Here is a 9,181-nt window from a genome sequence, read left to right as displayed (position 1 = left end):
GTCGAACGGGTTCATCGACATCTTCACGTTCGCCAGATCGACGCCCGTTCCGTCCGCCTTCACGCGCGGCTTTACGTTATAGTCCAACACCCGCTTCACGGGCACGACGATCTTCATGACAACTCTCTCAATCAGAAGCTGAAGCGGCCGCCGATCGACGCCACGAACGCACGGGCGTTCTGCACCTGGCCGTTGGTCAGGATCGGCGTCTGCACGGCCGTACCCGCATAGGCGGCGGTACGACGGTCGATGCTGGCATTGGCGAAATCGATGTAGCTGCCCGCCGCATCCAGCGTGAAGCGCGGGGTCAGCTTGTACGATCCGCCGATCGAATAATTCCAGCGGTTCGCATCGGGCACGCGGGCGTCGCGATTGCCGTTTTGCGTCGGGGTGATACCGCGCTGCGCACCCGCACGCAGGGTCAGGCGATCATTGGCCGCATAGTCGAAGCCACCCGCCAGCGAGAAGCTGTTCTTGTAATTTTCGGGGATCGCGGTGTTGATCGGCGCGCCGAGGCGGATCGCGTCGAAATCGGCCCAGGTGAAACGCACCGCCTGCGCGTTCAGCGTCAGCTTGTCGGTGGCGCGGAAACGGCCTGCCACGATGATCTGCGCGGGCGTGTAGAATTCCGCCGTCGCGCCGTCGACGGTCCGGTTCTGCCCGGCGAGCGGGCCGAGCAGGCCGCCGACTTCCAGGCTGCCCTTCAGCTGATGCTTGATCCGCGACTTGTAGCTGATGCCGACCGTCGCCCAGTCATTGTGGAGCTGGACACCGGCGGTCCATCCCAGGTCCCAGCCATCGCCCTTCAACCGCTGAAACCCGTCGGGCAGCGCCGAGGACAGGTTGGGCAGTGCATTGCCCAGCTCGGCCTTGGTATATTCGACGTTCACCGCGCCGCCGACGCGCAGCCAGTCGAGCACCGCGATGCCGACCGACGGCTGGATGTCGATGGTGCGCAGCTCCGTCTTGAGCGCGCTGTAGCGGGCCCAGCTGTTCGCATCATATTCAGTGGTGAAGCTGTAGGGCGAGGTCACGGCCAGGCCGACCGCGACCCGGTCGTTCAGCGGATAGGCGACCGCGCCCGAAGGCACGACGCCGCGATTGATCGGATCGCTCGACACGCGGTTGCCCCCGACGGCGGAGAAGGTCGGCTGGCCCGGGCGACGGATCAAAGTGCCATTGTCGACGACATCGCCCTTGGGAATGATCGCCGAGGCGCCGATCACGGCCTCACCGCGCTCCATCCCCGCGATCGAGGCCGGGTTCCACCAGAGCGAGGAGGCACCGGTATCGGCACCTTCACCCGAAAAGGCACGGCCCTGACCACGGGTCGACTGTTCCTGAAGATAGAAGGCCTGGCCATGCGCCGCGCCCGCAAAGGCGAAGGACGAGGACAGGATGGCGGTGGCCAGCAGCGGAGCCTTGAACGACTTGGTCATGAGCATACTCCCCGAGATTTTTATGATGGGCAAAGAATCAGCGGATACGGGTCCAGGTCTGCGTCTTGCACAGCGGCACGAAGACGCATCCGCGCACCTTCAGCGTGTCCGGCCCCTCGGGCGTCAGCTTGGCGCTGTACGTCTTGCCGTCCTCGGCATTGTAGATGGTGCCGCCGCTCCAGGCCGCACCGTCGGCCGAGAAGCCCTGGAGGATCAGCAGGTTCTTGAGCGGGCGGTTGCGCAGCTTGGCATCGCGATTGTTCTGGTCGGTCAGCGCGGGGTTCGTGCGCAGCTTTTCCGAGTTTACAATGCGGCCACAGACCGAAGGGCCGCACTTCGTGATCTCGACCACGCCGCCGCGCGTCTGGGTCTGCCAGCGGCCGATCACCGTGTCCGCATTCGCGCCGGCACCGGCAAGGGCCATCGTTATCAGGGTCAACAACATGCCTCTTCTCCTCTCCACGCCCGATCGTCCGGGCCGGAGCGCCGGTTTTTCCGGTCGCTCGCTAAAATCTGAATTGCCCTATACGTCCATCATATGACGCATAGGACAACACCACGTCCTGCGTACGATGCCGGTGACACGCAATCAAGCGCAACCGGCATCGGATCATTTCAAAATGCTTCCAGTTCCAACGCCATCGTCGAGCGCTTGCCCGACTTGATCGCCAGGAACGCCGCCGTCGCCTGCGGCAGGATACGGTCGAAGAAGAACCCGGCGGTGGCGAGCTTGGCTTTATAGAAGCCCGCCTCGTCGGTGCCTTCGGCCAGACGCTCGGTCGCAATCCGCGCCGACTTCAGGAAGCAATGCCCCATGCCGACCAGGCCCAGCAGGCGCAGATAGTCGGTCGCGGCGGCACCCGCTTCCTCGGGGTCCTTCATGCCCTTTTGCGCGATCATGCCGGTGCTGAGCTGGAGCGCGCCGAACGCCTGCTGCATGGCCGCCGCCCAGCCTGTGATGGCCTTGTCTTCATGCTTCACCAGCGCCTCGACCTGCTCCGACACCGCATGGAAGAAGGGACGCATATAGCGGCCCATATGCGCGGGCATCTTGCGACCGACCAGATCGAGCGCCTGCACGCCGTTGGTGCCCTCGTAGATCTGGGCGATGCGGGCGTCGCGGACGAACTGCTCGATCCCGTGATCGCGGATATAGCCGTGGCCGCCATGCACCTGCACCGCCATGTTCGCCGCATCGAAGGCGAGGTCGGTGAACAGCGCCTTCACGACCGGGGTCAGCAGCGCGACGAAATCGGACGCGCGCGACTTGTCGGCCGGGTCGACGGCATGCGCCTCGGCATCCAGTCCGCGTGCGGCCCACTGGCCCAGCGCGCGGCACCCTTCGGCATAGGCGCGCATGGTCATCAGCATCCGGCGAACGTCCGGGTGGACGATGATCGGATCGGCGGGCAGGTCGGGACGTGCCGCGCCGCCCAGCGCACGACCCTGCAGGCGGTCCTTGGCATAGGCGACCGCCGACTGGTACGCGACCTCGTTGATGCCCAGGCCCTGGATGCCGACCGAGACACGCTCGGTGTTCATCATGGTGAACATCGCGGCCAAGCCCTTGTTCAGCTCACCCACGACCCAGCCCTTGGAGTCGTTGAACTCCAGCTGGCAGGTGGCCGAGGCCTTCAGGCCCATCTTATGCTCGATCGCAGCGACGCTGACGCCATTGGCCGGGCCGACCGAGCCGTCATCCTTGGGCAGATATTTCGGCACCAGGAACAGGCTGATCCCCTTCACGCCCTTGGGCGCATCGGGGGTGCGCGCGAGGACGAGGTGGATCACATTGTCGGTCAGGTCATGGTCGCCCGCCGAGATGAAGATCTTGCCGCCGGTCAGCCGATAGGAGCCATCCTCCTGCGGCTCGGCACGGGTGCGCAGCAGGCCCAGATCGGTGCCGCAATGCGCCTCGGTCAGGCACATCGTGCCCGACCACTCGCCCGAGATCATCTTGGGCAGGTAGAAGCTCTTCAGGTCTTCCGATCCATGGCCCATCAACGCGGTGGTCGCGCCGTGGGTCAGGCCGGGGTACAGGCTGAACGACAGGTTGGTCGCGCAGATCATCTCCTCGACCAGCTTGTTCACCGCCTCGGGCAGCCCCTGCCCGCCATATTCGACCGGCGAGGCGAGCGCGGCCCAGCCGCCTTCGCAGAACTGGCTATAGGCCTCCTTGAAGCCCGAAGGCGTGCGGACGACGCCATTCTCCAGCTTGCACCCCTCGATATCGCCGGTGGCGTTGAGCGGCAGCAGGACCTCCTGCGTGACGCGCGCGGCCTCTTCGAGGATGGCGTCGTACAGCTCGGGACCGAATTCGTCCTGGCCCGCGACGGGGCCGAACTCGTCCTCCTTGAACAGTTCGTGGAGGACGAAACGCATGTCGCGTAGCGGTGCGTTATAGACTTGCATGGGATTATCCTCTCCCGATCAGTTGCGCAGCGGCTTGCCGGTTTCGAGCATATGCTCGACCCGCGCCTGGGTCCGCGCATCCTTGACGCTTTCCATGAAGGCGGCGCGTTCCAGCTTGAGCAACTGGTCCTCGCTCACCTCGTCGATGATGTCGACATCGCCGCCGGTGACGATGTTCGCCAGACGGCCCGCGACCACCACGTCATAGGGCGTGGCGACGCCCTTCTTGGCGAAGTCGGCGACCGCGCCGTTGAAGGCGACCCGTCCGGCCGCACCCGGCAGGCGGAAGACCGGCTTTTCGGGGGCCTGATAGCCCTCGACCAGCGACAGCGCCTTCTGCTTGGCATCGGCCAGCAGACGGTCGCGGTTCATGGTGATGCCATCATCCTTGCGCAGATAGCCCAGATCCTTGGCCAGCGCCGCCGAGCGCGACACCTGCGCGGTCGAGATGGTCTCGAACGCCTTCATGGCGGCGGGCATCGGTCCCTTGGGGCTTTTGGGCGACTTGGCGAGACGGTCGATCAGCTCGCCATTGCCGCCCCAGCCGGGGACCAGACCGACGCCGGTTTCGACCAAGCCGATATAGCTCTCCGCATGGGCCTGGATCGCATCGGCGTGGAGCAGGATCTCGCACCCGCCGCCCAGCGCCATGCCGGCCGGGGCCGCGACCACCGGGAAGGGCGCGTATTTCAGCGCCTTATACGCCTGCTGCCCCGCGACGACCAGCTTGTCGACCTCACCCCAGGCCGCGATGTTCACCGCGAACATGGCGAGACCCAGATTGGCGCCTGCCGAGAAGTTGCTGCCCTCGTTGTACACCACCAGCGCCTTGTACTGGCTCTTCACCAGCGCGATGGTCTTTTGCAGCAGCGACAGCACCTGTTCGTCCAGCGCGTTCATCTTGCCGGTGAACTCGAACGCGACGACGCCGTCGCCCACGTCCCAGGCCGCTGCCGAACCGTTCTTGAGCAGCGGTTCGGAGCGCAGCTTGATGTCCTCGAGCAGCAGCACACCCTCGGCGCGGACGACATCGGCATAGTCGCCGCCCAGCGTCAGATATTGCCGCTTGCCATCGACCACGCGGTAGAAGGGACGCTCGCCCGCCGTCTCCAGCAGCGCGGGCACCGGCTTGCCCTCGGCGCGCAGCCGGTCGGCCAACTTGCCCGGACCCATGCGGTCGATCAGCTCGAAGGGGCCGAACTTCCAGTTATAGCCCAGCTTCATCGCGTCATCGATCGCGACCACATCGTCCGCCGCCTCGCCGACCAGACCCGCCGCATAGGACAGCACCGGTCCCAGCACCGCCCAGGCATAGTCGCCGACCTTGCCCGGTGTCGCGACCAGCGCGGCCAGATCCTTTTCGGCGCGACCGGGAAGACGCTCGGGCTTCTTTTCCGCGCGATACTCGCCGGTGTTCAGGTCGATCGCCTGCTTGGCCTTGGTCCCGTCGGGCTTGCGGTCGAGGCGATAGAAGCCGCCCTTGCCCTTGCGGCCCGTGAACCCCTCCGCGATCATCTTGTCGACCAGCGGCAAGGGGCGGATCGTGTCGAAATAGGCGTCACCCTCCGGCAGGGTCGAAGACAGTGACTTGGCGAGCAGCGGCATCAGGTCGATACCGACCAGATCGATCAGCCCGAAAATGCCGGTCTTGGGCACGCCCATCGGACGCCCGCCAATCTGGTCGGCCTCCTCGACGGTCAGCCCCTGGTCCATCGCCGCGTTGATCGCGACCGCCAGCCAATAGGTGCCGATGCGGTTGGCGATGAAGCCCGGCGTATCCTTGGCGCGGACGATCCGCTTGCCCATGCGGTGATCGACGAACTGTTCGACCTTCGCGGCGGCACCGGCATCGGTGTGGTCGGAGGTCACGATCTCGATCAGCCGCATATAGCGCGGCGGGTTGAAGAAATGGGTGATCAGGAAATCTTGTCTGAACTGCTCCGACCGTCCCTCGACCAGATGGCCCAGCGGGATGGTCGAGGTGTTGGACGACACCGCCGTACCGGGACGCTTCAGTTCCTCCAGCTTGGCATAGAGCGACTGCTTGATATCCAGTCGCTCCACCACCGCCTCGACGATCCAGTCGCATTCGGCGACGCGGGCCAGGTGATCCTCGATATTGCCCGTTTCCACCAGCTTGGCGGCGGCAGGCGACATGAAGGGCGCGGGCTCGGTCTTGAGCATCCTGGCGACGGCACCCTTGGCAACCGCATCGCGGTCGCCGCCGTCCTTGGGCACGATGTCGAGCAGCAGGACGGGCACACCGGCATTGGCGACCTGTGCCGCGATGCCAGCGCCCATCACGCCTGCGCCGATGACGCAAACCTTGTTGATCGTGTCAGCCATCATGCACGCTCCAATACCGTCGCGATGCCCTGCCCGCCGCCGATGCACTGGGTGGCGAGCGCGTACTGACCGCCATCACGCGCCAGCAGGGCCGCCGCCTTGCCGACGATCCGCGCACCGGTCGCACCCAGCGGATGGCCGATAGCGATCGCGCCGCCGTCCTTGTTGATCGCGTCTTCCTTGAGCCCCAGGTCGCGGATGCAGGCGATTGCCTGGCTGGCAAAGGCTTCGTTGATCTCGACCACGTCGAGATCGCTCGAGGCGATACCGGCACGCGACAGCGCCTTCTTCGACGACGCGATCGGACCCAGGCCCATCGTCTCCGGCTCACAGCCCGAGATCGCGACCGACTTGATCCGGGCGAGGATGGTCAGGCCATGCTTCTGCGCGAACTCCTCCGACGTCACCAGCACGGCGGCGGCGCCATCGGTCAGCGGCGAGGCGGTGCCCGCCGTCACCGTGCCGTCCTTGTCGAAGGCGGGCTTCAGGCCGGACAGGACTTCCTCGGTCGTGTCGGGGCGGATCAGCCCGTCCTCGGTCACGTCGCCAGCCTTGGTGCGGATCGGCACGATCTCGTCGGCCAGACGACCGGCCGAGCGCGCCTCCGCGGCCTTCTTCTGGCTGGCGACCGCGAACTTCTCCTGCTCGACGCGGGTGATCTGGTACTTTTCCGCGACATTCTCGGCGGTCTGGCCCATGCCCATATAGGCGCCCGGCCGGGCGGCGGCGAGTTCGGGGTTGGGCAGCGGGTTATAACCGCCCATCGGCACCCGGCTCATCGACTCGATGCCTGCGCAGATGAACGCCTCGCCCGCGCCGATCTGGATCTGGCCCATGGCGATATGAATGGCCGACATCGACGATCCGCAGAAACGGTTCACCGTCATGCCGCCGACAGACAGGGGCAGGTCCGCCAGCAGGCCGATCAGCCGCGCGACGTTCATGCCCTGCTCGCCCTCCGGGAAGGCGCAGCCCAGGATGATGTCCTCGATCTGCGAGGCATCGACGCCGGTCCGCTCGATCAGGCCGCGAATCACCTGCGCGGTCAGATCGTCGGGCCGAACCCGTGCGAGCGCGCCCTTGCCAGCCTGGGTGAAGGGAGAGCGGGCATAGCCTGCGATCACGATGTTGGTCATCCAATCCTCTCTTTATGGGCTTGCGGCCTAACGTTAAGGTGCGTTACCTACCCTATACGTCAACACAATAAGCAACTCGACCGCAATCGACAACCGGGTATGGTCGAAAAAAGATATAGGAGAGCGACGCGATGACGGCAGGAGCCATCGGGGAAACCACGACAGGCGGTGCACCGGGTCAGGCAATGGGACGCCCGCTGGTCTCCGAGCCGCGATTGCTGACCGACATGTTCGAGACCACGGTACGGCGGCACGGCGATCGCCCGGCGGTCGATTTCATGGGTCGAATCACGCGTTACGACGAACTGGGCGCGATGGTCGACCGGGCGGCGGCGGGCCTCCAGGCGCTGGGGGTAAAGCCGGGATGCCGCGTCGCGCTCTGCCTGCCCAACATCATCTATTATCCGGTGCTCTACTTCGCGACGCTCAAGGCCGGGGGCATCGTCGTCAACGTCAACCCGCTCTATGTCGAGCGCGAGCTGTGCCACCTGCTGGAGGATTCGGGCGCGGAGATCATCGCCACCTGCGACATTCCCGATATTTATGGCCGCGTGTCGCATGTCGCCGAGAAGCTGGGCCTGCGCCATGTCATTTCCTGCCCCGTCGCCGACGCGCTGCCGACCATCAAGCGGCTGGCCTACCGTCTGCTCAAGCGTTCGATGATCGCCGCACCGGCCGCCGCCCCCCGCCACCTGACGTTCCAGCAGATGATGAAGCGCGGGCACGACCTGACCCCGGTCGCGGCAAAGCCCGACGATGTGGCGGTGCTGCAATATACCGGCGGCACTACCGGAAGCCCCAAGGCGGCGATGCTGTCGCACCGCAACCTGATCGCCAATGCCGACGCCATGGTCATCCATACCGGCGGCGAGGACATGATCGATGCGGAGCGCATCCTGGGCGTCCTGCCCCTCTTCCACGTCTTCGCGCTCACCACCGTGCTCAGCTTCGCGATCCGGGTGGGGGCCGAGATGATCCTGCTCCCCCGGTTCGAGCTGGACCAGGTGCTCAAGACCATCGCGCGCAGCAAGCCGACCTATTTCCCCGCCGTCCCCACCATCTACAATGCGATCGCGGGCGTGGCGGAGGCGCGCAAGGTCGACCTGTCGGCGATCAAGGCCTGCATCTCGGGCGGCGCGCCGCTGCCCGCCGAGGTCCGCATCGCGTTCGAAACCACGACAGGCGGCAAGCTGGTCGAGGGATACGGCCTGTCCGAGGCGTCGCCGATCATCACCTGCAACCCGCTGATCGGCGAGAACAAGGGCGGATCGGCGGGCATCCCCTTCCCCGGCACGACCATCGAGATCCGCGACCGCGACAATCCCGACCGGCTGATGCCGCCGGGCGAGGTCGGCGAAATCTGCGCACGCGGCCCGCAGGTCATGTCCGGCTATTGGAACAGGCCGACCGAGAGCGAGCAGGTCTTCATCCACGGGGCCCTGCGCACCGGCGATGTCGGCTATCTGGACGAGGACGGTTACCTGTTCATCGTCGACCGGATCAAGGACGTGATCCTGTGCGGCGGTTACAATGTCTACCCCCGCATGATCGAGGAGGCGCTGTACGAGCATCCGGCGGTCGCCGAGGCGGTCGTGATCGGCATTCCCGACGCCTATCGCGGCCAGTCACCCAAGGCCTTCGTCAAGCTGGCCCCCGACCATCATGCGACGCCGGAGGAACTGCGTGTGTTCCTTCAGGACAAGGTCAGTAAGATCGAACTTCCCCGCGAGGTCGAAATCCGCGAAAGCCTGCCCAAGACCTTGATCGGCAAATTGTCGAAAAAGGAACTGGTCGAAGAAGAATTGGCAAAGGCGGCGGCCGCGGCGGTGCGGCCCGTAGGGGAATAGA

Annotated in this window: 6 protein-coding genes and 1 pseudogene; 1 reads left to right on the top strand and 6 read right to left on the bottom strand. The window is 65.5% G+C overall.

Annotation, left to right across the window (positions count from 1 at the left end; genetic code table 11):
* From U1703_RS10430 to U1703_RS10405, 6 genes and pseudogenes are all read right to left on the bottom strand, one after another.
* Positions 1-117: pseudogene (locus U1703_RS10430) on the bottom strand (electron transfer flavoprotein subunit beta/FixA family protein); the annotation flags it as partial.
* Between the two features lie 14 nt (positions 118-131).
* Positions 132-1,445, bottom strand: coding sequence for an OmpP1/FadL family transporter (locus U1703_RS10425; protein ID WP_320452104.1), 1,314 nt, complete (start codon positions 1,443-1,445; stop codon positions 132-134).
* A gap of 31 nt (positions 1,446-1,476) precedes the next feature.
* Positions 1,477-1,884: a DUF2147 domain-containing protein gene (locus U1703_RS10420; protein ID WP_332785626.1), complete on the bottom strand. Its 408-nt coding sequence runs from the start codon at positions 1,882-1,884 to the stop codon at positions 1,477-1,479.
* A 170-nt stretch (positions 1,885-2,054) separates the two neighbouring features.
* Positions 2,055-3,851, bottom strand: coding sequence for an acyl-CoA dehydrogenase C-terminal domain-containing protein (locus tag U1703_RS10415; protein ID WP_332785625.1), 1,797 nt, complete (start codon positions 3,849-3,851; stop codon positions 2,055-2,057).
* 18 nt (positions 3,852-3,869) lie between these two features.
* Positions 3,870-6,197 carry a 3-hydroxyacyl-CoA dehydrogenase/enoyl-CoA hydratase family protein gene (locus U1703_RS10410; RefSeq protein ID WP_332785624.1) on the bottom strand — a complete coding sequence of 776 codons (2,328 nt, stop codon included), beginning with the start codon at positions 6,195-6,197 and terminating at the stop codon, positions 3,870-3,872.
* Positions 6,197-7,333, bottom strand: a complete 1,137-nt coding sequence (locus U1703_RS10405) for a thiolase family protein (RefSeq protein ID WP_332785623.1) — start codon at positions 7,331-7,333, stop codon at positions 6,197-6,199. The genes U1703_RS10410 and U1703_RS10405 overlap by 1 nt, the downstream gene beginning before the upstream one ends.
* A gap of 131 nt (positions 7,334-7,464) precedes the next feature.
* Between U1703_RS10405 and U1703_RS10400 the strand changes: the two genes are divergently transcribed.
* Positions 7,465-9,180 (top strand): long-chain-fatty-acid--CoA ligase, encoded by a 1,716-nt coding sequence (locus tag U1703_RS10400; RefSeq protein ID WP_443025790.1) that lies wholly within the window; start codon positions 7,465-7,467, stop codon positions 9,178-9,180.
* The last annotated feature ends 1 nt before the right edge of the window (position 9,181 follow it).

It is taken from the genome of Sphingomonas flavida (assembly GCF_036663655.1).
In the GTDB taxonomy this organism is placed as follows: domain Bacteria; phylum Pseudomonadota; class Alphaproteobacteria; order Sphingomonadales; family Sphingomonadaceae; genus Sphingomonas.
This window is presented reverse-complemented; position numbering and strand designations above follow the sequence as displayed.

Coding starts and splice junctions, on each gene's coding strand:
- U1703_RS10400 (WP_443025790.1), top strand. CDS start 7,465: ATGACGGCAGGAGCCATCGGGGAAACCACGACAGGCGGTGCACCGGGT.
- U1703_RS10420 (WP_332785626.1), bottom strand. CDS start 1,884: ATGTTGTTGACCCTGATAACGATGGCCCTTGCCGGTGCCGGCGCGAAT.
- U1703_RS10415 (WP_332785625.1), bottom strand. CDS start 3,851: ATGCAAGTCTATAACGCACCGCTACGCGACATGCGTTTCGTCCTCCAC.
- U1703_RS10410 (WP_332785624.1), bottom strand. CDS start 6,197: ATGGCTGACACGATCAACAAGGTTTGCGTCATCGGCGCAGGCGTGATG.
- U1703_RS10405 (WP_332785623.1), bottom strand. CDS start 7,333: ATGACCAACATCGTGATCGCAGGCTATGCCCGCTCTCCCTTCACCCAG.
- U1703_RS10425 (WP_320452104.1), bottom strand. CDS start 1,445: ATGCTCATGACCAAGTCGTTCAAGGCTCCGCTGCTGGCCACCGCCATC.